The following is a 25,128-nucleotide window of genomic DNA, read 5'->3' on the forward strand; positions in this document are numbered from 1 at the left end:
ACTAAAAGCACTCGGCTAACAACCTTTAAAACAATGAAAACACATAACTATATTATTGCTATTGCTTTTTGCTTCGGACTCTTACTTAGCAGTTGCAGCTCTAAACCTACACTACAAACGTATATAGTAGATCACCAAGAAGCACCAAATTTTACGACTGTAGATTTACCCTTATCGGTATTAAATGTAGATGAATCTAAATTAAACGAAGATCAAAAAACAGCCTACAATTCTATTAAAAGATTAAACTTTTTAGGGTATAAAAAAGAGACTACAGAACCAGACGCTTATTTAACTGAAAAAACTCAAGTAGAAGCTATTCTAAATAATGACGCGTATAACGAACTTATGGTTATAAATAATCACGGCGGAAAATTTACCCTGAAATATTTAGGAGACGATGAAGAATCTATAGACGAACTTATTGTTTATGGAAACGCTAAAGATACTGGTTTTGGAATCCTAAGAGTGTTGGGAGACGATATGAAACCGTCACAAATTATGTCTTTAGCCAAAGCATTAGAGCAAGAAGATGTAGATATGTCTAAAGTAAAAAATGCCATAGACTTCTTTAATTAACGAAAGAAGAAGACTAGTATTTAAAACATACGTATAAAAAAACAGGCTATCCAAAATATGGATAGCCTGTTTTTTATTGTAGTCTAAATTATTATTTAGAAACTTCTGTTTTGTTTAAAGCTGAACTCATTTCCATAGAAATAGAAGAACGTTCAAATTTAATTTTACCTGCAAGGGTTTCAATAACACAAGTATTATCTTTATCGTTTAAATCGACAACTTTTCCGTGCATACCACTTTTAGTGATTACACGATCACCGCGTTTTAATTCGCTGGCGAATTTCTTTTCTTTTTTCTGACGTTTCATTTGTGGTGCAATCATAAAGAAATACACAACCACAAACATTAAAATAAACGGTAAAACAGAACTTATACCTTCTCCCATTATATTAAGACTGAATTTGAGGTGTAGCTAAATGTGATTTTACTTCGGCATTAGGATCTGGCTTAACAAAAGCTTTAATTTTCACCATATCTCTACCTGTTTCTGTGTTAGATGTAACAGTAATTGTTTTTGTTACATTATTAGCGCCAGAACCATTAAACTTTACAGTAAATTTTCCAGTTTCTCCTGGTGCTAAAGGAGCTTTACTCCAATCTTGAGGCACTGTACACCCACAAGAACTTGCAATATTTGTAATTACTAAAGGAGCTTCTCCTGTATTTTTATATTCGAAAACAGTTTCTACTGCAGTTTTAGATTCTATAGTTCCAAAATCATGCTCAGTTTCTGTAAATGTAATCTGAGGAAATTTAGAAGAATTTGCATCACGTTCTGCTGCTACAGCTACGTTTTCTTCATTTACTTTTTTAGAAGCATCCTCTTTACATGCTGTAAAAGCGATTAGACATAAAGCGCCTAAACCTAATATCATTTTTTTCATAATAAATATATTTTTTTAAAGTTATAAAAGTACTAATAATTTCGAACTACATCAACCCTCGTCCTACTTTATTTAAAGTCCCTTTTTCCTGATATTCCTTAACAATTTTGTCTAAAATACCATTTATAAAGATGCTGCTTTTTGGAGTTGAATATTCTTTAGCAATTTCTAGATATTCATTAATAGTTACTTTAACAGGAATAGACGGGAACTTTTGAAGTTCGCAAACGGCCATTTGCATAAGTATATAATCAATTTGCGCTATACGTTCTGCTTCCCAGTTTTTTGCTTTATTGTCAATTTCGGCATTCAATTTAGTCGTGTTTAAAATTGTTTTCTTAAACAAACTAGTAGCGAATTCTTTATCATCTAAATCTTTATACAATTTAGGCACAAAGTAAGCATCTGAAACGTTTGGTTTAGATTTACGTAACAATTTTAAAATGGCTGTATTTACAGTTGGTAAATCATCTAACCAAGTTAAATTTTTGTCTTCTAAATAATCGTAAAGTTTTTCGTTTGGAGCAATAATCTCTTTAAACACATCTACAATAAAATGTTTGTCTGCTTTAAAGTCGGATGTACGTGTTTCCATATACTCCTTATACAAATCACTTGTTATAATGGCTTTGTAAATAACCTCTACATATTCGTTATCTAATTCCCAGTTATCTACACCATAAGTTCTAATGGTATCTTTAAGAAGATTATTTTGCTTTAATAATTGAAGCACTTCATTATTAGCCAATTTTCTATTAGGATCTTTATCTTCTGAAGTCGCTAAATGTTTTAATTGGGATTTGTCAAGATGATTTTCAACACGTTTTTGAACCTCAATTAACAATGATAATTGTAACAGGTATAGATGATACATATCGTCTAAACTATTAAGTAAAAACTTTTGATCGTTTTTAAAATCACCACTTTCACCACCTTTAAAAGCATAGATGGTTTGCATTACTTTTACGCGAATATGTCTTCTATTAAGCATAGTTACAAAGAACTTTTAACCTCCTTTCCGGAGCATGAATGATAGCCTTAACGGCCTTTAAATTAAAAAAAAGCCGAAAGTTAAATTAACTTTCGGCTGCAAAAATAAGGTTTTTAATCAAATAACATTATTTATTATTCGCTTTTTTTCTAGCATCAATTCTAGCTGTAGCGATGCTTAAAGCAGCCTGATTTGTTGTCATTTTATAAACATCGGCATTATTAAGAATCTCTAACGTTGTGTTGTATATATTTTGAGTTTTACTCATGATTTCGTCTTTTCCGTAATTTGCAATTTCTGCATATACGTTAATAATACCACCGGCATTAATTAAAAAATCGGGTGCATATACAATACCACGATTTTGTAAAATAGCACCGTGCACTTGCTCGTTAGCTAACTGATTGTTCGCTGCACCAGCAATAACTTGTGCTTGTATTTTGTTAACAGTATCGTCATTTATGGTTGCTCCTAAAGCACAAGGCGCATAAATATCTACCGCTTCACTATATAAATCTTTCCCTTTGTAAATTTTAGCACCGTAAGTTTTGCTTACAATTTCTAAACGTTCTTTACTAATATCGCTAATTATAACTTTAGCACCTTCTTTAGTTAAATAATCTACAAGCGTTTCACCAACATGACCAATTCCTTGAACCATTACAGATTTCCCTTCAAGATTATCTGAACCAAATTTAAATTTGGCTGCAGCTTTCATTCCCATATACACACCATAGGCTGTAATTGGAGACGGATTTCCAGCACCACCTTTAGATTCTGAAATTCCAGTAACATAAGGTGTAACCTCTCGCACCAAATCCATATCAGAAGTTTCCATACCAACATCTTCAGCAGTAATATATTTTCCGCTTAAAGAGTTCACGTACTCACCAAATTTTCTCATCAATTCTGGCGATTTTTGTGTTTTAGCATCACCTATAATTACAGCTTTACCACCACCCAAGTCTAAACCGGTAACAGCAGCTTTATAGGTCATTCCGCGAGATAAACGTAACACGTCATTTAACGCTTCCCATTCATTATTGTAATTCCACATTCTAGTCCCTCCCAAAGCAGGTCCTAATACCGTGTTATGAATACCAATAATTGCTTTTAAACCTGTATCTTTGTCATTGCAAAAAACAACTTGCTCATGATTATTGAAAGAATGTTGACCGAAAACTGGGTCGACCTTATACAGTTCATTTACACTTACAACCTCTGAAACCATTTTAATTATGTATTAATTATACTTGATTGATTTGATATTTTAATAAAAACAAAGCGCAAATCTATACCTTTATTATCATATTTTCAAACAAATAGATACAAAATAGCGAATTATTTAAAACACAAAAATCACAAAGGTTAATGAAAGCCCTCAAACACCTCAACAAATACTTTCTTAAATACAAATATCAATTACTTTTCGGAATACTAATTACCATTGTAGCTCGCATTTTTATGTTAGTTACACCTCGTTTTGTAAGAGAAATTTTTAAAGTGGTTGAGAATTATAATAATGGTATTATTACTGAAGTGTCTGAAGTCCGCACAGAACTCTTACAAGACATAGCCTATATTATAGGTGCAGCTATTATTGCTGGTATTTTCACCTTTTTAATGCGTCAGACTATAATTAATATGTCTAGGCATATTGAATTTGATTTAAAAAACGAAATCTACCAACAATACCAACGGTTATCTTTAAACTTCTACAAGAAAAATAGAACCGGAGATTTAATGAATCGCATTAGTGAAGATGTTAGCCGTGTACGTATGTATGCCGGTCCTGCTATTATGTATACTATAAATACCATTACGTTATTTATTATTGCACTCTTATATATGTATAGCGAGGCGCCCACACTTACGCTTTATACCGTTTTACCTCTGCCCTTTTTATCGCTTGCTATTTACCGATTAAGTAAAGAAATACACAAACGCAGTACAATTGTTCAAGTGTATTTATCAAAGCTATCAACATTTACTCAAGAAAGTTTTAGTGGTATTTCTGTGATTAAAGCAAATGGAATTGAGCCACAAACATCAGAAAATTTCGAAATCCTTTCGCAAGGCAGTAAAGACAAACAATTAGCATTAGTCCGAGTGCAAGCCTTATTTTTCCCGATGATGGTTTTATTAATTGGAGCTAGTAACCTGATTGTAATATATATTGGCGGAAAACAATATATAGATGGCGAAATTGATAGTTTGGGTACCATAGCCGAGTTTATTATATATGTAAACATGCTAACTTGGCCTGTGGCTACTGTAGGTTGGGTAACTTCTATAATACAACAAGCCGAAGCCTCTCAGAAACGTATTAACGAATTTTTAAAATTAGAACCTGAAATAAAAAATAATGTAAATGCACCTTCTAAAATTCACGGTAATATAGCATTTAAAAATGTGTCTTTTAAGTATGACGATACCAATATTCAGGCCTTAAAAGATGTTAGTTTCACTGTTAATCATGGAGAAACCTTAGCGATAATAGGCAAAACAGGATCTGGAAAATCTACTATATTAGATCTTATAGGACGCTTATACGATTGTAATAGTGGGGAATTATCTATAGATCACACTCCAATAGACCAGCTTAATTTATATAGCTTAAGAGACAGTATTGGTTATGTTCCTCAAGAAGCATTTCTATTTTCAGACTCTATAAAGAACAACATTAAATTCGGAAAAGAGGATGCTACAGATCACGATGTTATTGAAGCAGCCAAATTAGCACAAGTGCATGGTAATATTTCAAAATTTTCAAAAGGATACGATACGGTTTTAGGAGAACGCGGAATTACACTCTCTGGCGGACAAAAACAAAGGGTTTCTATTGCGCGTGCTATTATTAAAGATCCTAAGATTTTATTATTCGACGATTGCTTATCTGCAGTAGATACAGAAACAGAAGAAAAAATTCTTAAAAATTTATACAAAGTGGCTTCAGGGAAAACGACCGTAATTGTAAGTCACAGAGTCTCTTCTGCAAAAAATGCAGATAAAATTATTGTCTTAGACGATGGCCAAATTATTCAGCAAGGTACTCACGATTCATTAATTAACATTGAAGGTTACTATAAAACCTTATATTTAAAGCAACTTAATGAAAAAGAAATATCGTAATTTGTTGTTTAATATTTCTTTTTTTTAGATTTTTGAAAGGAAATTGCTTTACGTTTACAATAAATTGAATTTCTGTTTTTATCATTTAACAAGGTTTAGAATAGTATAAAATCTATTTTGAATATTCACAGATTAAATGCATACCAATTAAAATCTTGTAACACACTCAGGATTATTAATTTTGATTATAAAACGGACAAATCGAAATAATTATTAGCAACTTAAATAAAACATTTTAAATCTTATTAATAGTAGAATATGAGTATGGATACTAATGGCATGATGGAGAAAGAGGAAATTTTTTCTAAAGTATTAAGAGCAGGGAGACGAACATATTTTTTTGATGTTAGAGCGACTAAAGCAGGTGATTATTATTTAACAATTACTGAAAGTAAAAAATTCACAAATGATGATGGGTCTTATCATTATAAAAAACATAAAATATACCTTTACAAAGAAGATTTTTCTGAGTTCAGAGATATTTTAAATGAAATGACAGATTATATTATTGATGAAAAAGGAGATGAAGTGATTAGTGAACGTCATCAAAAAGATTTCAAAAAAGAATACGAAGATAATCAGGATAACGTGATTGAATCAGCTCACAATTCTGCTGAAAAATTCACAGACATTAGTTTTGATGATATTTAATCAGATTTAACACATCATAAAAAAACCGTTGCTTATGTAACGGTTTTTTTATGCCCTAGAGTCAACTATAATTTAACGGATAACAGTGCTAAAACAGCAATAAAAGCGAATTGCATTACTGCTATAGTCCAACCCAAATTAAATCCTACAACTAGGAATATAATAAGTAGCCAAAGCGGAACCAACGTTAATCCTAATGCAAATCTAAAGGTACCCGTAAATTCCTTCTCTTCTATTTTTGGCTGAAACAGTAATTTCCATAACGCATACACAGGTAATAATACCAATTTAAGAAGCGTATTAAAAATTATTTTTAATGGCTTTAAAAAAGATTTTGATCTCTTAAACCCAGAACGTTTTTCACCCTTTACTAAATAATGATTAATAACATCTGGCTTTAAAAAATCTGCACGCTCTTGTTCTAAATTTTTAACAACGACCTCATAATCGTCTTCTATATGTGTGGTAAGCAACTGGATTTGTTCCTGAACATCTTTTTTTAAAGCCGCAACAGCATCCACTTTTTTTAATGTGGTATACTGTTTTGCAGAAATTGGCTTCCCTATATTTAAAAACATACTATCTGCAAACCCTTTGGGATTTTTATAATTTACACCTACAGGTAAAAGTTGCAAATCTAAATCTGGATATGTCTCTAATGTATCTAAAATAATACGTGTAAACCCTTTACTAAGCGGACGTACTTTTCTGCTTAAATTATGACTCCCTTCTGGAAAAATAACAAGAGCTTCCTTTTGCTTCAATAACCCTTTACAGATTTCGAAAATGGCGTTGTTATTGGTAATATTTTGCCAACCATCGCGAGCACGATACACCGGAAGCATGTTTAAGCCTTTTAATAATCTTGAAATTAATGGTTTCTGAAATACAGCAGCACGTGTTAAATAATAACAAAACCGATTGGATTCTGTTGCTATTAATAACGGATCGAGCAATCCGTTTTGATGATTAGATAATATTAATACCGGCTGGGTTTTAGGCACAAACTCTTGTCCTTTTACATGTATTTTTTTGTAGTAAAAAAATAAACCTAACGAAATATAGGCCTTAACGGCATGTAACTTAAACTGTTTTAATGTCATGTAAATAGAGGTTGGTATCGCTATATAAATCTAAAAATATTCCTTAAATAAACGATTAAATATTTTAATAAGTGAAGTGTATGTGCTTTCTCAATATTAAAGCACAGACGTACCATTTTTAACGCGTTGTTCTGGATGTAATAACATGACATCTTTTGCTTTTACAGCACCTACAACTAAACATTCACTCATAAATTTAGCGATTTGTTTTCTAGGAAAATTTACAACAGCTACAATTTGTTTATGCAATAAATCTTCTTTGGTATATAAGGTTGTAATTTGAGCAGATGTTTTTTTAATGCCTAAGTCACCAAAATCGATAACAAGCTGATAGGCTGGATTTCGAGCTTCAGGAAAATCGTTAACTTCGGTAATCGTGCCTATTCGTAAATCGACGACATTAAAATCTTCAAAATTTATGGTTGGTTTCATTTTTTAAAAATACGAATTATTACGAACTTTGATAAAAACATAAAAATGTCTGATACACCTTCTAATATGATGCCTTTAGGTACAAAAGCACCACAGTTTACTCTCAAAGATACCATTACAGATACAATTATGTCTTTAGAGCAGCTAAAGGGTAAAAAAGCAACAGTTATATTTTTTATATGTAATCACTGCCCTTTTGTTATCCATGTAAACGCACAGTTAGCGCAATTGGCTAAAGATTATATAGATAAAGGTGTACGTTGTATAGCGATTTCAAGTAACGATATTGAACATTATCCGCAAGATGCTCCAGAACATATGAAAAATTTTGCTACGCAGGCTGGCTATATTTTTCCGTATTTATACGATGAGACACAAAGCGTTGCTAAAGCCTATAACGCGGCTTGTACTCCAGATTTTTATGTATTTGATTCCGATTTATCTCTAAAATATCGCGGACAACTGGATGATTCTAGACCAGGAAATCAGGTGCCAGTTACAGGTCAAGATATTCGCCAAGCTTTAGATTGTATTCTAGAAGATAAAGACAATCCTAATTTACAAAAACCAAGTATTGGATGCAGTATAAAATGGTTTAAAGCGTAATCCAGCCTTTACGTTCCAGAGCCTTTACAATATGCGCATAATGGTGGCTACTATGCCAAGCATAATTACCTATATTTTCTTTAACTGTTATCGTTCTGTTACTCTCAGGATGTATAAAACTTTTATTGAAATCTTCTTCATTAAGAGATTTTAGTAAATACACCAAACGTTTGTGCACAGCTTCTATATGCATTAAAGACATACTTACTGGGGCTTTTATTGCATCTTCTAAGTTAGACCACGCATCTTGATCGTACGCTTTTATTATAGGATTATCTTCTGTTAAGCTCCACTTAAAACGGGTATAACTATGATGATGACTATCTGCAATATGGTGAACCAATTGTCTAATAGTCCATCCGCCTGGTCTATATTCCGTATCTAATTGAAAATCTGTTAGCGGTTGCACAATACCATTTAATCGTTTAGGAAATTTATCTAAAACATCTATCCAGTTTTCAAGATGTTTAGACGTTATAGGGTCTGGACAAACAAATTGTCCAACGGGGTATTTCTGCGATTCTAAAGTTTCCATAATTAAATTGCTATTTATTAATTCTTTTCTAAAAATAATACATAAATCCGAAACTTATACGCATTGCATCACGACTTTTATCAATATTTAGCGCAGTATCGTCTACTAAACCATTAATATCTAAATCCTTCACCCCATAATCTAACTCTAAACCTACTGTCATTCTCTCGTAAGCATCATACATAAAATTTAAAATACCATAGTAATGTTGGTGTTTAAAATCGCCTTCTAAAAACACTGTTTGTGTTGTTTCAGATTCATTTACAACAAGCCTTTCAGAATCATCTAAATTAAATCGTGTAAATCCTAATACGGCATTAGCATGTAACTTCTCTGTTATAAAATATTCATAAGATGCCCAACCTCCTATTGCAGGCGTCGCATTAAAGTCATCTCCAACAGCAGGATATCCATCGTAACCATTACCTGCAACTGTGGTTAGATACGCAGAAATCCCTTTACCACCCACTAATTGAAATTGAAAATTATTTCTATTAGGTTTATAAATTCCGCTAAGCGTGAAACCATAGCCCGTAAAATTATCGGTTTCATTATCTAGTTTATAGCGTATATGTCTTAAAATGGAAGACATTCTTAAATGCCCCCAAGCTTGCTTATATTTTACAGCAAAAGTTACATCTGGTGTAATTTGATCGACCTCTTCTACTAGAGGCTGAAATTCCTGATAAGCAAAATCAGTATCGATTGGAGCCTCTAAACTAGCCTCATAAATCCATGCTGAATTTTTAAAGGTATTCATATATTTTACATGAGGAGTCCTTACCCAAATTCCTGAAGGCGGCCCTTCCCATTCCATAATATTTGGCCAGATATCCTGATCCCCAAAGTTGTTCCACATTTGTCCGATTTGCCAATGCGTGGTTTCTACATAAGCTTTTCTTAAGCGCATTTGTCCGTTTTCCCCCCAAAAATCAGATTCGACAACGGCATATATCACTTTGCCATTTTTCTGAATGTATTTAGTACTCAATTTTAATTGGGTCTGATTTAAATCTACATTCAAACTTTTAGGATTATCGGTTCCGAACACATTAATAGCACCAACGTTAAAGGTTTCACTATCATTAAGTCCGCCATAGAAATCTAAATAGCCATTCAGTTTCATGCTAACGCCTAGGCTTGTTTTAAATCGAGGTTGCGTACCTACAGAATCTTGAGACGTTACAGTTAAAAATGGATCTTGAGCAAAAGCTAAAAAGCCAATACAGAAGCACATAGTGGTTAATATTAGTTTCATTGGTTGGTGGTTTATTGTATTAAAATACTACGTTTTTTAAAGATTACCTAAATGCGTAACAAAAAAAAAGCCGCCCAAAGGGCAGCTTTTTTAATTCTATAGTTGTGGAAATATTATTTTACATCCATTAATTCTACATCAAAAATTAAAGTTGCATCTGGAGGAATAACTCCACCAGCACCACGAGAACCATATCCTAAATTACTAGGAATTACTAATCGTGCTTTATCGCCTACTTCTAATAATTGAATACCTTCATCCCATCCTGAAATAACTTGACCTACTCCTATTGGAAATTCAATTGGCTCTTTTCTTTTGTATGAAGAATCGAATACAGTACCGTCTTGTAATTGTCCTTTATAATGTACAGAAACAGTTTGTCCTTTAGTTGCTTTCTTACCACTTTTAGAGGCTTGTAACACTTGGTAACGTAATCCGCTTTCTGTTTTATTAAATCCTGCTGCAATTTTATCTAATGCTGCATCTTGCTCTGCTTTAGCTTCTGCTAAACGCTTTTCGCGAGATCCTTCAAAAGTTCTAAAAGCTTCAACCGCATTAAATGCTTCTGCTGCTGCTCCTACTCTTACAATTTCTAACGTTTCAATACTATCACCTTGTGCAATCGCATCAACTATATCTTGCCCTTCTACAACATGTCCAAAAACAGTATGAGCATTATCTAACCATGGTGTTTCTACGTGAGTAATAAAAAACTGACTTCCGTTTGTACCAGGTCCAGCATTAGCCATAGAAAGAATTCCTGGACGGTCATGCTTTAATTCTGGGTGAAATTCGTCATCAAATTTATATCCTGCATCACCAGTACCTGTTCCTAATGGACAACCACCTTGAACCATGAAATCTGGAATAACACGGTGAAATTTTAATCCGTCATAATATGGATTTCCTTGTGATTTAACCGAATTTTCTAAATTCCCTTCTGCTAAAGCAACAAAATTACCTACCGTACCCGGCGTCTTTTCAAATTCTAAGGCTACTAAAATAGCCCCTTTTGTAGTATTAAATTTTGCGTATAATCCGTCTTGCATCTGTTTCTATTTTTATGAGGCGCAAATATAGAAAAATGATTCGCTAATAAAAAACAACCTGTATTATCATCTTGTTAAAAACCAGTAGCCTTTAATTTTTTAAACATGATAAAAATCAGTTCATATATCGTAAAAAACCTTGTTATTTGCACAGATTTTTAGAACTTTTTCAATAAGACTAACTTTATGGTTCAGTTTTAGTTAAAATAAAGCTAAATATCATTAATTTCGTAAAAAAACAAAACAATAATAGTGATGAGCAAAGGACTTTACATCGCCACCTTAGAACCTGACAGTGGAAAATCAATCATTTCACTCGGATTAATGCAAAATCTTTTAGGGAAGACTGCAAAAGTAGCCTACTTCAGGCCAATTATAGATAAATGGGAAATCGATAAACGGGATAATCATATCGATACCTTACTGTCTCATTTTAATCTAGATATTCCTTATACCGAAACCTACGCGTTAACTAGAAATGAAATTGTACAAAACAGAAACGCAGGAAAAATTGGAGATTCTTTAGACCTTATTATCAAAAAGTATAAAGCTCTAGAAGAAAAATACGATTTTGTTTTAGTTGAAGGTACAGATTTCCTTGGGGAAGGAACTGTTTTTGAATTTGATTGGAATGTAAATATTGCTAAAAACTTAGGTTTGCCAACCGTTATTGTAAGTACGTGTGTAGACAAATCTTTAGAAGAATTTACCAATAATGCAGAAATGGCTTATAAAACGTTTAAAAGTCATGATGTTGAAGTTATTGGTTTAGTAGCGAACAAAATTCAACCAGATAACATTTTAGTATTACAAAATGCAGTGAATGCTTTCTTACCAGATACTGTAGAATTTTCTGCAATTCCAATGGTTAAATCTTTAGCTTCTCCAACCATAAAAGAGATTAAAGAAACCTTAAATGGAAAAGTACTTTTTGGAGAAGAGCATTTAGGAAACTTATCTGGACGCTTTGCTGTAGGTGCTATGCAACTACGTAATTTTATTACACATTTACGCGAAGGCTCTGTAGTAATTACACCTGGCGATCGTGCCGATTTAATTTTAGGTTCGTTACAAGCGCACACTTCTAGTAATTACCCTAACATATCTGGTATTATTTTAACTGGTGGTATTCTTCCAGAACCTTCTATTTTAAAATTAATAGATGGTTTATCTTCTGTAGTACCTATAATTTCTGTAAATCACGGAACGTTTAATACCACACGTAAAATTGGAAATATTAAATCTAATATTTATGCTGAAAGTAAAACTAAGATTTTAACTTCTTTAGAGACCTTCCAAAAGCATGTACGTGTAGATAACTTATTAGAAAAGCTTACGTCTTTTGAAAATAAGGTTACTACGCCACGTATGTTCCAATACAACTTAATTCAAAAAGCACGTAAATCTAAAAAACGTATTGTATTACCAGAAGCATCAGATCCTAGAATCTTAACTGCAGCTGCGCGTTTAGAAGTTTTAGATTTAGTAGATATTATTCTTTTAGGAAACCCAAAAGAAATTAAAGAAAAAGTAAGTGAACTTGGTTTAAGTTTAGACTACAATAAAACTAAAATTATTTTCCCTTCAGATTACGAAAACTTTGAAGACTACGTTGAGACTTTCTACGAATTACGTAAACATAAAAACGTAAACATGGACATGGCAAGAGACATTATGAATGATGTGTCTTATTTTGGAACCATGATGATTTATAAAAATGATGCCGACGGTATGGTTTCTGGAGCTGTAAACACTACAGGACATACTATTTTACCAGCATTACAATTTATTAAAACCAAACCAGAATGTTCTATCGTATCGTCTGTATTCTTTATGTGTTTAGACGACCGTGTTTCTGTATTTGGAGATTGTGCTATTAACCCAAATCCAAATGCAGCTCAATTAGCAGAAATTGCCATTTCTTCAGCAAAAAGTTCTGCTGCCTTTGGTATAGAACCACGTATTGCAATGTTATCGTACTCTTCTGGTTCTTCTGGAAAAGGTGAAGATGTAGATAAAGTTAGAGAAGCAACAGAGATTGTAAGAGCACAATGTCCTGATCTTAAAATTGAAGGTCCTATTCAATACGATGCGGCTGTAGATTTAAAAGTTGGACAAAGTAAAATGCCTGGATCAGAAGTTGCAGGACAAGCTACAGTACTTATTTTCCCTGACTTAAACACAGGAAACAACACTTATAAAGCAGTACAAAGAGAAACTGGGGCTTTAGCCATCGGACCAATGTTACAAGGTTTAAATAAACCAGTTAACGATTTAAGTCGTGGTTGTACTATAGACGACATCTTAAATACCGTAATCTTAACAGCTATTCAAGCGCAAGGGATCTAAACAAAACTAAAAATTAAATATTCAAGTCAAAACAAACACATGAAAATTCTTGTAATCAACTCTGGAAGTTCTTCAATTAAATTTCAACTTATAGATATGCCATCAGAAGCTGTTATTGCATCTGGTTTGGTTGAACGTATAGGTTTGGATAATGCAGAATTACATTATAAAACAGATAGTAATAAAACAGACACCATTTCTAGTATTGAAAATCATACTATTGGTTTAGAAAAAGTGGTAGCTTTATTATTAGATGAGAAATTAGGCGTTATAAGTTCTACAGATGATATTGATATTATTGGTCATCGTGTTGTGCACGGCGGAAGCACGTTTACAGACACCACAGTGATTGATGATAAAGTTAAAGATAAAATTAAAAGTTTATTCTCTTTAGCTCCTTTACATAACCCATCAAATTATGAAGGAATTATAGTAGCGGAAAAAATATTCCCTAAAGCCACACAAGTAGCCGTTTTCGATACAGCATTTCATCAATCTGTACCAGAAAAGGCTTTTAAATATGCAATCCCTAACTCACTTTTAGAAGAGCACAAAATTCGTTTATATGGTTTCCATGGAACAAGCCATAAATATATTTCAGAAAAAGCTATTGAATATTTAGAATTAAACAGTTCTAAAATTATTAATATTCATTTAGGAAATGGATGTAGTATGACTGCTGTTGTTAATGGTAAGAGTATGGACCATACCTTAGGATTTAGTCCTACTAATGGTTTAATTATGGGAACGCGTAGTGGAGATCTGGACCATAGTATTATTTTCCATATGGTAAATAATTTAGGTTACACCTTAGACGAAGTAAATGATGTTCTACAGAAAAAAAGTGGAATGTTAGGTTTAACAGGTCATAGTGATTTACGCGATATTGAAGCAAAAGCTGCTGAAGGTGATAAAGACTGTATCCTTGCTTTAGAAATGAATGCTTACCGTATTAAAAAATACATTGGTGCTTATGCTGCTGCAATGAATGGTTTAGATGCCATAGTATTTACTGCTGGAATAGGTGAAAATAGTTCTACAATTAGAAAGTTAATTTGTGATGATATGGACTTTTTCGGATTGCGTTTAGATGAAGAATTAAATGCATTACGTTCTCCTGAGATTAGAACAATAAGCACTTCAGATTCTAAGACTAAAATTTTAATTGTTCCTACTAATGAAGAATTAGAGATTGCAAAACAATGTTTTCATTTATAGAAAGCAAAACTTTTATATAAAAAAAGCGTTCAAATACATTGAACGCTTTTTTTATTTTTAATAATTTATAAAAGCTGTATAATTTCTTAGTTAGCAACTTCACTAATAAATTTAATACGACATAAACGTAATTCTTCATCGTCGTAATCGCCATCAAATTCTTCAATAGCAACATCTATCTTATCAGTTTCAGACTCCATAAAATAATCATGAATCTCTTCTTGTTGTTCTTCGTCTAACAAATCGTCAATCCAATAAGTAATATTTAATTTTGTACCCGAAAAGACAATGGCTTCCATTTCTTTAATAAAATCTTTCATCTCCATGCCTTTAGCAGTAGCAATATCATCTAAAGGTAATTTTCTATCAATATTCTGAATGATGTAAAGTTTTAAAGCCGAATTTGTTCCTGTAGATTTTACTACCAAATCGTCTGGACGAACAATATCGTGTTCTTCAACATATTTAGAAATCAGATTTACAAAATCTTTCCCATATTTTTTGGCTTTTCCTTCTCCTACACCATGTACATTAGATAGCTCTGCAACCGTCATTGGATATTTTAACGCCATATCTTCTAAAGATGGGTCTTGAAAAATAACAAATGGTGGCACGCCTAGTTTTTTAGCATTTACCTTACGTAGGTCTTTTAACATACGCATTAATGTGGCATCTGTGGTAGCGCCAGAACTTTTTACAGAGGTCACAGTCCCTTCATCTAAATCGTTACTAAACACATGATCTTCAGTCATCATAAATGAACTTGGAGAGGATATAAAATCTTTACCAGCTTCATTTAATTTTAAAACGCCATACGTCTCAATATCCTTTTTTAAATATCCTGCGACTAAAACCTGTCGCAGTAAAGCCATCCAGTATTTACTTTCATGGTGTTTACCTGCTCCAAAAAATGGCTGTTCGTCTGTTTTATGTGATTTAATTAAAGCGTTTGTTTTACCAACAATAACACTTACTAAATCTTTAGATTTATATTTTTCTTTAGTTTTACTTACTGTGTCTAAAAGCAGAACAGCATCGTCTTTCGCTTCTTTTTGCTTTTTAGGGTGACGAACATTATCGTCCATTTCTCCACCTTCACCAGTTTCATTATCAAATTCTTCACCAAAATAATGAAGTATAAATTTACGTCTGGATATTGATGTTTCTGCAAAAGCAACCACTTCTTGTAGTAACGCATGTCCTATTTCTTGTTCGGCTACGGGTTTACCAGACATGAATTTTTCTAACTTTTCAATGTCTTTATACGCATAATAGGCTAAACAGTGACCTTCACCTCCATCTCGACCAGCACGACCAGTTTCTTGATAGTAACTTTCTATACTTTTAGGAATATCGTGGTGAATTACAAAACGTACATCGGGTTTATCGATACCCATACCAAAAGCAATAGTTGCCACAACAACATCTACATCTTCCATTAAGAACATGTCCTGATGTTTTACTCGTGTTTTAGCATCTAAACCAGCGTGATAAGGCAGTGCTTTTACACCATTTACTTGTAACACTTGGGCTAATTCTTCTACGCGTTTTCTACTTAAACAATAAATAATACCCGATTTTCCTTCATTCTGTTTTACAAAACGGATAATATCGCTATCAACTTGTTTAGTTTTAGGTCGAACTTCGTAATACAAATTAGGTCTGTTAAAAGATGCTTTATATGTTTTAGCATCATTTATACCTAAATTCTTTAAAATATCTTCTTGAACCTTTGGCGTTGCTGTAGCTGTTAACCCAATAATTGGAATATTATCACCTATACGTTGTATAATATGTCTTAGATTTCTGTATTCGGGTCTAAAATCATGACCCCATTCACTTATACAGTGCGCTTCGTCTATGGCCATGAATGAAATCTTGACCGTACGCAGAAACTCTACATTTTCTTCTTTCGTTAAAGATTCAGGAGCAACATATAAGAGTTTAGTTACACCATCTGTAATATCTTGCTTTACGCGTTTAATTTCAGTCTTGTTAAGTGAAGAGTTTAAAACGTGTGCAATTCCTTCTTCATTAGAGATCCCACGAATGGCATCTACTTGATTTTTCATTAGTGCGATTAAAGGAGAAACAATAATCGCTGTACCTTCTTGCATTAATGCAGGCAGTTGGTAACATAAAGATTTACCTCCACCGGTGGGCATGATAACAAATGTATTCTGACCACTTAAAAGACTTTCTATTACAGATTCTTGTAAGCCCTTAAAGGCGTTAAACCCAAAATGCTTTTTAAGTGCAGAATGCAAGTTAATTTCAACTTTAGACATGTACTTTTTTTATATTAGTTTACATATTTAATACAGCGGAAAAAACTTAGGCTATTAGTTAATTCGTTGTATTTAGAGAACCTTCAATGTTTTTTTTCGTTAGTTTTGCAAAACAAATCTAAGCGATTTTTTTTTTAAAAAGCTCGTTTATGTTTAAAGGTAATAAAATCTTTAAAAGGATTAACTTAAAAAATCATTAAATTTTGAACAAACACCAAACCATCATAAACTCTGCAAATCAAGTCTTTGAGTTAGAAGGTCAAGCTATATTAAATTTAAAATCTTATATAAACGACGATTTTGTTAAAGTTGTAGACCTTATTTACAATTCTAAAGGTCGTGTAATTATAACAGGTATAGGTAAAAGCGCAATCATTGGAAATAAGATAGTTGCAACGCTAAATTCTACCGGAACACCTGCAATATTCATGCATGCTGCTGAGGCTATACACGGAGATTTAGGCCTAATTTTAAAAGATGATGTGGTGATTTGTATTTCTAAAAGTGGAAACACTCCTGAAATAAAGGTTTTAATACCATTAATTAAAAGTGCACAAAACACTTTAATTGCAATTACAGGTAATGCCGATTCTTTTTTAGGGCAACATTGCGATTTCTTTTTAAACACTTATGTGGAAAAAGAAGCCTGTCCTTTAAACTTAGCACCTACCACAAGTACAACGGCACAACTTGCTATGGGCGATGCGCTTGCTGTATGCTTGTTGGAAGTTCGCGGATTTTCTAGTCGAGATTTCGCCAAGTATCATCCAGGTGGAGCTTTAGGAAAAAAATTATACTTGCGTGTGCTCGATATCTCTAGTCAAAATAATAAACCCGAAGTCCATCCAGACACGAATATAAAAGAGGTTATTATGAATATCTCTAAAAACATGTTGGGTGTTACTGCTGTTATTGAAAATCAAAAAATTGTTGGTATTATTACGGATGGAGATTTAAGACGTATGCTTACAAAAACAGATAACTTTATAAGTTTAACAGCTAAGGATATTATGGGTGTAGCTCCTAAAGTGATTAATGAACATGCTATGGCCATTAAAGCGTTAGAGCTTATGGAAACAAACGACATCTCTCAATTACTAGTCTGTGATGATAACGACAGTTATGCAGGCGTAGTTCATATTCACGATTTAATAAAAGAAGGCATTATATAATGGCACAAAAAAAGAATGTTAACGAGATGTCTTTTTTAGATCATCTTGAAGATTTAAGATGGCATTTAATTCGGGCAACCTTAGCAGTAATGATTGCTGCTGTACTTGCTTTTTTAGCTAAAGGTTTTATATTCGACACCCTTATTTTCGGACCTACAAAACCTACTTTTTTCACTTACGATATCTTATGTAGAATATCTAATTCTTTAGGATTAGACGATAGTTTTTGCTTTAATGAGGCGGCTTTCGAAATACAAAGTAGAACCATGGCAGGACAGTTTTCTGCTCATATTTGGACTGCGATTACTGCTGGATTTATTATTTCTTTTCCATATATTCTATTTGAATTGTGGCGATTTATTAGTCCAGGAATGCATCCTAGTGAACGTAAAAATTCAAGAGGATTTATCACCATTTCATCTTTCTTATTTTTCTTAGGAGTTTTATTTGGTTACTATGTAATCTGTCCGTTATCTATTAATTTTTTAGGAACGTATCAAGTCAGTGAAAAAGTACACAACGATTTTGATTTAAGCAGTTATATTAGTTTAATTCGATCTTCTGTTATTGCTTCTGGAATTATTTTTGAGCTGCCTATAATTATTTTTTTCCTAGCTAAAGCGGGTATAATCACACCAGAATTCCTTAAAAAATACAGAAAATTTGCACTTGTTATTGTATTAATTGTGTCTGCGGTTATTACACCTCCAGATATAGCCAGTCAAGTTATAGTTGCTATTCCTGTGTTAATTCTGTATGAAGTGAGTATTGTTATAGCTAAATTTGTAACCAGAAAAGAACGATCTAAATCTAAAGCCATTAAGAATGTCAAATAATATCACAGAATTTAACGAATATAGAACCAAAATGAACGACCGCATTTTGGGTGATAATAATAAAATTATTAAACGCATATTCAATTTAGACACCAATGCATTTCAAGCTGGTGCCTTAGATGTTAAAACTAAAGAACTTTTAGGTCTTGTTGCTTCGGCTGTATTGCGTTGCGACGATTGTGTTAAATATCATTTGGAGACCTCCTATAAAGAAGGTTTATCTCGAGAAGAAGTTGTTGAAGCTTTAAGTATTGCAACCCTTGTTGGCGGAACCATTGTAATTCCTCACTTACGCCGTGCTTACGAGTTTTGGGATGAGTTAGAAGCCTCAGAAGCTAAAATCTAAAAAGTATACAAAACAGAATGTGCTAATTTTAGTATTTTAGCACTTCTGTATTTCTAAATCTGATTAAAAAACGCTTACACGTGAAATTAAAAGCTGAACATTTAATGAAGTCCTATGGCGGACGAAAAGTTGTAAAAGATGTCTCTTTAGAGGTTAATCAGGGTGAAATTGTGGGTTTACTTGGCCCAAATGGCGCCGGAAAAACCACGTCTTTTTACATGATTGTTGGCTTGATAAAACCTAACGGCGGAACGATTTATTTAGAAGATAAAGAAATTACCAAATATCCCATGTACAAACGTGCACAAAACGGTATCGGGTATTTGGCTCAAGAAGCTTCGGTATTTAGAAAATTAAGTATTGAAGATAATATTTTAAGTGTATTACAATTGACTAAGTTGAGTAAAAAAGAACAACTTATGAAAATGGAATCGCTTATTGAAGAATTCAGTTTAGGACATATACGTAAAAGCCGTGGCGATTTATTGTCTGGTGGTGAACGTAGACGTACAGAAATTGCACGGGCTCTGGCCACAGACCCTAATTTTATTTTATTAGACGAACCTTTTGCTGGTGTAGACCCCGTTGCTGTTGAAGATATTCAGCGTATTGTAGCACAACTTACCAAAAAAAATATTGGAATATTAATTACAGACCATAACGTTCAAGAAACCTTGGCGATTACAGATAGAACATACTTAATGTTTGAAGGTGGTATTTTAAAGGCCGGTAAACCTGAAGAACTTGCCGAAGACGAAATGGTACGTAAAGTTTATTTGGGTCAGAATTTCGAGCTTCGTAAGAAAAAATTAGACTTTTAAACATAATTACATTTTGTTTTAAAAGACATTATTTAAATATAAAATCGCTATATAAAGTGTTTAAAACCTTTTGTATAGCGATTTTTCAATTTATAGTGACAAACGTTGTGCGTAATAAAGAGCGGTTATCCTTTTTAATATTCTCCTTTAATTACAATATCTAACATAGACATGGCAACATACACAAGAATAATTAATGGTATGGCTGCAAATTGTAAAAACACAAGCAACAACACACTTATAATTAAAAAGATATAACGGATAGCATTGGGTTTAAAATCCCAAGTTTTAAACTTAAGTGCAAACAATATTATTGGTGCATTTAATAAAAACGAACTTGTAATGGTTAATGCAATTAAGAATCCTTGATTCATGATAATCGCATTCATGATATCGTTATGTTGCAATTCCATTATTAAAGGCAACGAAATAATTAATAAGGTATTTGCTGGTGTAGGTAATCCTTTAAAATAATCTTGTTGTTCTTCATCTAAATTAAATTTAGCTAAACGATAAGCAGAAGATAAAGTGATAAAAAAACCAATTACAGGAAGGAAGGATGGCATAATAGCATCTCCGCTAAAAAAGGCATTCCAAGAACCATCATCTACTGCTAGTTCAGATCTGCCTATACTTAAGCCTAGTAATTTAAACATGACTATCCCAGGAACAACTCCGCTCGTAACCATATCGGCAAGCGAGTCTAATTGTAAGCCTAACTCTGAAGATACTTTAAGTTTTCGTGCAGCAAATCCGTCGAAAAAATCAAAAAACACACCTCCAAAAACAAAGGCTGCAGCCGCTATAAAATGATTGTGAGTAGCAAATATTACAGCAATACATCCACAAAATAAATTTAATAAAGTCAGCGCGTTTGGCACGTAATTTTTAATCGACATAGGGTATTTAATTTGTGTAAAAATACTAAAGAAATACGGTCTTAAACAAAAGCATTTGTATAAATAACACAATAAGCATCTCTTTTTTTAGTTAATTAATTTGTTACTTCTTAGGCAAAACAATTTTAAAACGGCTCTTAACGCAGCATAATGCCCGAAATAAAATTTTTAACCAATTAAATTATCTGCATATTTGTAAAAAAAAATTAGCATTGAGAATTTTATTCGCCACATTTTTCGTTTTACTTACGGTTTCTGTGTCTAGCCAGACCGCAAGAAAATACTCTAACGAATTCATGAATATTGGTGTCGATGCAGCTGCATTAGGAATGAGCCATTCGGTAACAGCCCAAACGGCCGATGTTAATTCGGGTTACTGGAATCCAGCAGGTTTAGTCCATTTAGAAGATAACCAACTGTCTTTAATGCACTCTAGTTATTTTGCTAATATTGCCAATTACGATTATGTTGCTTATGCCATGCCAATAGATAATAGGAGTGCGATGGGTATATCTTTAATCCGTTTTGGAGTTGATGATATTTTAGACACCACACAATTAATAGACGATGAAGGAAATATAAACTACGACCGGATTCAGTTATTCTCTACCGCCGATTACGGCGTTACCTTTTCTTATGCTAGAAGGCCGACATTTGCTGAAGGCTTAAGTTATGGCGTAAACGCCAAAGTGATTAGACGTATTATTGGAGAGTTTGCCAATTCTTGGGGATTTGGTTTAGATGCTGGTATTCAATACGAAACAGACTCTTGGAAATTTGGGGTGATGGCTAGAGATATTACAACAACTTTTAATGCCTGGCAAATAGACGAAGATAAATATCAGACTGTTCAAGATGCTATTGAAGGTCAGAACCAGGAATTACCAGAAACCACAGAAATTACAATTCCTAAATTACAACTGGGAATTTCAAAACAGTTCAACTTTAATTACGATTATTCTCTAGAAACCGCGATCGATTTACAGCTGCGTTTCGAAGAAAATAATGATATCATTTCAACAAGTTCTGTTAGTATAAATCCGTCCTTCGGTTTTGAATTTGGCTATTTAAATATGGTGTATTTACGTGGTGGAATGGGTAATTTTCAAAATGAATTACAAATTGATAATACCGAAAAAGTTACTTTTCAGCCCAGTTTTGGCGTTGGTTTTAAATACAATGGCATTCAAATAGATTATGCATTTACAGATATTGGCGACCAAAGTGTAGCTTTATATTCGAATGTGTTTTCTTTAAAATTGGATTTTAGTATCTTTAGACACTAATCTATAGGATGTATTAGTCCTTGACAAACTTAGTTTTTACACTGTGAAACACTTCCTATTAGCTCTTGCATCAGGATTATTATTAGCCCTTGGCTGGCCCACTTACGGTTTTCCTGTTTTACTTTTTGTTGCTTTTATTCCGTTACTTTATGTGGTTTACCAAATCAAAGAACATCCTACTTTAAAATATAAAGGGTGGCGCGTATTTGGATTATCGTATTTGGCATTCTTTATCTGGAATTACATTACGACCAATTGGTTACAATACGCAGATATATTTGGGGCTTGTTTTGCTATTTTAGTGAATAGCTTACTAATGGCATTACTCATCGTTTTTTATCAAGCCGTAGCTAAACGCACCACAATAAATAAATCGCTTTGCTTTTTAATAACCCTATGGATTTGTTTTGAAAAATTACATTTAGGTTGGGAGTTTTCTTGGCCATGGTTAAATTTAGGAAATGCATTTTCAGAACACCCAAAATGGATTCAATGGTACGAATTTACAGGAGCTTTTGGAGGAACACTTTGGGTATGGTTAGTAAATGTAATATTATTTAAAGCGCTTTTAGCTTACTTTAAATTTTCTGATACCAACATTTTAAAACGTGCAGCCATACAAACCACTGCACTCATTTGTATACCAATTGCCATTTCTATTGTTCGGTATTACACATACACTCCAGAATCTAATACTATTGAAGCTGTTGTTTTACAACCCAATATAGATCCATACACAGAAAAATACAATGCCACAAATGAACAAGTTGCAGATCTATTACAAGGCTTAGCTCAAGAAAGTATTACACAAAAAACCAATCTTTTAGTCACTCCTGAAACGGTTTTAGCCGAAAATTATGGTGTAGATTTGCCGAGTTTTAATAGAAGTCCTGAGTTTTTTAAAGCCAAGACTTTTGTGTACAACTATCCGAATTTAAATTATTTACTGGGATTACAGTTCTACGAAAAGCATACAAGTAAGGCAGATATTAGACCAACATCAAATCAATATAACGATCATTTATGGGTCGATTATTTTAACTCAGCAGCCTTAATAAACTCGAATACAGCACCTTTAATTTATCACAAATCAAAACTGGTTGTTGGCGTAGAAAACTTTCCTTATCAAAGTGTTTTAAAACCATTAATTGGAGATGCTATGCTAAATCTTGGTGGCACAGTAGCCATGAAATCTACTCAAGAAGAACGCTCTGCTTTCACCTTAAAAAACACCAACTATAAAGTAGCGCCTGTAATTTGTTACGAATCTGTGTATGGAGAATATGTGACCGGATATGTTAGAAATGGCGCTAATGTACTGGCTATTATGACCAATGATGCTTGGTGGGGAAACACTCAAGGGCACAAACAACATTTAAGTTATGCTAGAATTCGTGCTATAGAAACGCGCCGAGCAATTGCAAGAAGTGCCAATACAGGTATTTCTGCTTTTATTAGTCCGAAAGGTGAACTCTTACAAACCTTAGCTTATAATGCTCAAGGAAGTTTAAAAGCTAATATTCCTGTAAATACAAATATGACTTTTTATGTTACAGCTGGCGATTATATTGCTAGAATAAGTATGTTTTTAGCTCTTGGTTTATTCTTTATTACCTTCTTTAGAAGAGCACGGCAATAAGCTAACGCATGGTTTAAACACACTTAAAACATTAAATGCACCATCAGTTCTTTTAATAAATCTCCTTGTGGTACAGCATTAGAACCAACGCCTTTACTTTTTACGTCAAACTCACGAAGTATTGCAATATTTGCACTCACCTTTTTCATGGGATAATTTCTTAACGCAACGAGATATTCATCAACAAAATAAGGATTTATTTTAATTGCTGAAGCTACATTTCTAGGGTTTTTATCCGATAAACCATGAACCTGTAACAATTGCGAAAAAAATGAGAACACCAAAGATACCGTAACTACCATAGGATTATCCTTAGGGTTCTCGGCAAAATATTTCACAATGCGCTGTGCTTTCAGCGCATCTCTTGCTCCTATTGCTTTTCTTAATTCGAAGTTGTTATAATCTTTACTAATTCCTATATTTTCTTCAATATGTTCAGGTGTAATTTGAGTCTCTTTGGGTAAGATAATTTGGAGCTTCTCTAACTCATTATTAATCTTACTTAAGTTATTTCCTAAAAACTCTACCAACATTTGTGAAGCTTTAGGTGTGATTGTATAAGATTTAGGAGCTAAAACACGACGAATCCAATCGGCTACCTGATTTTCATAAAGCTTCTTACTTTCAAAAACAACACCTGTTTTTTTAATGGTTTTATATACAGCCTTACGTTTATCTATAGACTTGTATTTATAATTTAAAACTAAGATTGTAGAAGGTTGCGGATTCTTAGCATAATCTGAAATCTTATCTATAGTACGCGCTAAATCTTGGGCTTCTTTTACAATAATAACTTGGTATTCTGCCATCATTGGGTAACGTTTGGCATGTCCAACAATATCTTCTACAGTCACATCGCGACCATACAATACCATTTGGTTAAACCCTTTTTCTTCTTCACTTAAAACATGTGTTTCAATATAATCAGAAATCTTGTCTATATAATAGCTCTCTTCACCCATTAAAAGATAAATAGGCTTTAATTTTTTCTGTTTTATATCGGCAACTAATTGTTTAATCTCGTCCAAACTGTAAACTATATAGGATTATTCCA

24 protein-coding genes are annotated in these 25,128 nt (G+C 33.0%); 12 read left to right on the top strand and 12 right to left on the bottom strand.

Annotated features, from left to right (window positions below):
* Positions 1–33 precede the first annotated feature (33 nt).
* Entirely contained in the window at positions 34–579 is a 546-nt protein-coding gene (locus AST99_RS15475) for a DUF4252 domain-containing protein (protein ID WP_057783260.1), read from the top strand.
* 91 nt (positions 580–670) lie between these two features.
* On the opposite strand, the gene yajC is transcribed toward AST99_RS15475, so the two are convergent.
* The 4 genes from yajC to AST99_RS15495 all read right to left on the bottom strand — a co-directional run bounded on the left by yajC (position 671) and on the right by AST99_RS15495 (position 3,685).
* Entirely contained in the window at positions 671–964 is a 294-nt protein-coding gene (yajC, locus tag AST99_RS15480; RefSeq protein ID WP_057783262.1) for a preprotein translocase subunit YajC, read from the bottom strand.
* Positions 965–968: 4 nt separating this feature from the next.
* Positions 969–1,463 (bottom strand): DUF1573 domain-containing protein, encoded by a 495-nt coding sequence (locus tag AST99_RS15485; RefSeq protein WP_057783264.1) that lies wholly within the window; start codon positions 1,461–1,463, stop codon positions 969–971.
* A gap of 46 nt (positions 1,464–1,509) precedes the next feature.
* Positions 1,510–2,454 carry a transcription antitermination factor NusB gene (gene nusB / locus AST99_RS15490; protein ID WP_232301635.1) on the bottom strand — a complete coding sequence of 315 codons (945 nt, stop codon included), beginning with the start codon at positions 2,452–2,454 and terminating at the stop codon, positions 1,510–1,512.
* Between the two features lie 127 nt (positions 2,455–2,581).
* Positions 2,582–3,685 carry a Glu/Leu/Phe/Val family dehydrogenase gene (locus AST99_RS15495; RefSeq protein ID WP_057783265.1) on the bottom strand — a complete coding sequence of 368 codons (1,104 nt, stop codon included), beginning with the start codon at positions 3,683–3,685 and terminating at the stop codon, positions 2,582–2,584.
* Between the two features lie 140 nt (positions 3,686–3,825).
* On the opposite strand from AST99_RS15495, the gene AST99_RS15500 reads away from it, so the two are divergent.
* Both AST99_RS15500 and AST99_RS15505 read left to right on the top strand, forming a co-directional pair.
* A complete protein-coding gene (locus AST99_RS15500; RefSeq protein ID WP_057783267.1) occupies positions 3,826–5,586 on the top strand; it encodes an ABC transporter ATP-binding protein in 1,761 nt (586 codons plus the stop codon).
* Between the two features lie 264 nt (positions 5,587–5,850).
* Positions 5,851–6,237, top strand: a complete 387-nt coding sequence (locus tag AST99_RS15505) for a PUR family DNA/RNA-binding protein (protein WP_057783269.1) — start codon at positions 5,851–5,853, stop codon at positions 6,235–6,237.
* Between the two features lie 65 nt (positions 6,238–6,302).
* Here AST99_RS15505 and AST99_RS15510 read toward each other — a convergent pair whose 3' ends face one another.
* Both AST99_RS15510 and AST99_RS15515 read right to left on the bottom strand, forming a co-directional pair.
* Positions 6,303–7,340, bottom strand: a complete 1,038-nt coding sequence (locus tag AST99_RS15510; protein ID WP_057783271.1) for a 1-acyl-sn-glycerol-3-phosphate acyltransferase — start codon at positions 7,338–7,340, stop codon at positions 6,303–6,305.
* Between the two features lie 96 nt (positions 7,341–7,436).
* Positions 7,437–7,772, bottom strand: coding sequence for a tRNA-binding protein (locus AST99_RS15515; protein ID WP_057783273.1), 336 nt, complete (start codon positions 7,770–7,772; stop codon positions 7,437–7,439).
* Positions 7,773–7,817: 45 nt separating this feature from the next.
* Between AST99_RS15515 and AST99_RS15520 the strand changes: the two genes are divergently transcribed.
* Entirely contained in the window at positions 7,818–8,378 is a 561-nt protein-coding gene (locus AST99_RS15520) for a thioredoxin family protein (RefSeq protein WP_057783276.1), read from the top strand.
* Here the strand turns inward: AST99_RS15520 and AST99_RS15525 are convergent.
* The 3 genes from AST99_RS15525 to AST99_RS15535 form a co-directional block, all read right to left on the bottom strand.
* Positions 8,368–8,913 (bottom strand): YfiT family bacillithiol transferase, encoded by a 546-nt coding sequence (locus tag AST99_RS15525; protein ID WP_057783278.1) that lies wholly within the window; start codon positions 8,911–8,913, stop codon positions 8,368–8,370. The two genes, AST99_RS15520 and AST99_RS15525, sit on opposite strands and share 11 nt — an antisense overlap.
* A gap of 28 nt (positions 8,914–8,941) precedes the next feature.
* The gene (locus AST99_RS15530) at positions 8,942–10,171 is read right to left on the bottom strand and encodes a porin family protein (protein ID WP_057783279.1); all 1,230 of its coding nucleotides are present in this window, start codon (positions 10,169–10,171) and stop codon (positions 8,942–8,944) included.
* Positions 10,172–10,284: 113 nt separating this feature from the next.
* Complete coding sequence (locus AST99_RS15535; RefSeq protein WP_057783281.1) at positions 10,285–11,220, bottom strand: peptidylprolyl isomerase; 936 nt, start codon at positions 11,218–11,220, stop codon at positions 10,285–10,287.
* Positions 11,221–11,475: 255 nt separating this feature from the next.
* Here AST99_RS15535 and pta point away from each other — a divergent pair, with 255 nt between their 5' ends.
* Together pta and AST99_RS15545 are read left to right on the top strand one after the other, a co-directional pair.
* A complete protein-coding gene (pta, locus tag AST99_RS15540) occupies positions 11,476–13,569 on the top strand; it encodes a phosphate acetyltransferase (RefSeq protein ID WP_057783283.1) in 2,094 nt (697 codons plus the stop codon).
* A gap of 39 nt (positions 13,570–13,608) precedes the next feature.
* Entirely contained in the window at positions 13,609–14,787 is a 1,179-nt protein-coding gene (locus AST99_RS15545; protein ID WP_057783285.1) for an acetate/propionate family kinase, read from the top strand.
* Between the two features lie 86 nt (positions 14,788–14,873).
* Here AST99_RS15545 and AST99_RS15550 read toward each other — a convergent pair whose 3' ends face one another.
* A complete protein-coding gene (locus tag AST99_RS15550; RefSeq protein WP_057783286.1) occupies positions 14,874–17,075 on the bottom strand; it encodes an ATP-dependent DNA helicase RecQ in 2,202 nt (733 codons plus the stop codon).
* A 203-nt stretch (positions 17,076–17,278) separates the two neighbouring features.
* On the opposite strand from AST99_RS15550, the gene AST99_RS15555 reads away from it, so the two are divergent.
* The 4 genes from AST99_RS15555 to lptB all read left to right on the top strand — a co-directional run bounded on the left by AST99_RS15555 (position 17,279) and on the right by lptB (position 20,250).
* On the top strand, positions 17,279–18,247 hold the full coding sequence (locus AST99_RS15555) for a KpsF/GutQ family sugar-phosphate isomerase (protein ID WP_057783290.1): 969 nt from the start codon (positions 17,279–17,281) through the stop codon (positions 18,245–18,247).
* A complete protein-coding gene (tatC, locus tag AST99_RS15560) occupies positions 18,247–19,083 on the top strand; it encodes a twin-arginine translocase subunit TatC (protein WP_057783293.1) in 837 nt (278 codons plus the stop codon). The genes AST99_RS15555 and tatC overlap by 1 nt, the downstream gene beginning before the upstream one ends.
* On the top strand, positions 19,073–19,429 hold the full coding sequence (locus AST99_RS15565; RefSeq protein ID WP_057783295.1) for a carboxymuconolactone decarboxylase family protein: 357 nt from the start codon (positions 19,073–19,075) through the stop codon (positions 19,427–19,429). Before tatC ends, AST99_RS15565 begins: the two co-directional genes overlap by 11 nt.
* Positions 19,430–19,509: 80 nt before the next feature.
* The gene (lptB, locus tag AST99_RS15570; protein WP_057783298.1) at positions 19,510–20,250 is read left to right on the top strand and encodes an LPS export ABC transporter ATP-binding protein; all 741 of its coding nucleotides are present in this window, start codon (positions 19,510–19,512) and stop codon (positions 20,248–20,250) included.
* 134 nt (positions 20,251–20,384) lie between these two features.
* Here lptB and AST99_RS15575 read toward each other — a convergent pair whose 3' ends face one another.
* Positions 20,385–21,143 carry a CDP-alcohol phosphatidyltransferase family protein gene (locus tag AST99_RS15575; protein WP_057783387.1) on the bottom strand — a complete coding sequence of 253 codons (759 nt, stop codon included), beginning with the start codon at positions 21,141–21,143 and terminating at the stop codon, positions 20,385–20,387.
* Positions 21,144–21,361: 218 nt separating this feature from the next.
* Here AST99_RS15575 and AST99_RS15580 point away from each other — a divergent pair, with 218 nt between their 5' ends.
* Positions 21,362–22,435 carry a putative type IX sorting system protein PorV2 gene (locus AST99_RS15580; protein WP_057783300.1) on the top strand — a complete coding sequence of 358 codons (1,074 nt, stop codon included), beginning with the start codon at positions 21,362–21,364 and terminating at the stop codon, positions 22,433–22,435.
* Positions 22,436–22,478: 43 nt separating this feature from the next.
* Positions 22,479–24,074 (top strand): apolipoprotein N-acyltransferase, encoded by a 1,596-nt coding sequence (lnt, locus tag AST99_RS15585; protein WP_057783302.1) that lies wholly within the window; start codon positions 22,479–22,481, stop codon positions 24,072–24,074.
* Positions 24,075–24,097: 23 nt separating this feature from the next.
* Here the strand turns inward: lnt and holA are convergent, their stop codons facing one another.
* Positions 24,098–25,102, bottom strand: coding sequence for a DNA polymerase III subunit delta (gene holA, locus AST99_RS15590; RefSeq protein WP_057783304.1), 1,005 nt, complete (start codon positions 25,100–25,102; stop codon positions 24,098–24,100).
* Positions 25,103–25,128: the final 26 nt, after the last annotated feature.

The sequence above is a fragment of the Formosa algae genome (genome assembly GCF_001439665.1).
Lineage (GTDB): Bacteria > Bacteroidota > Bacteroidia > Flavobacteriales > Flavobacteriaceae > Formosa > Formosa algae.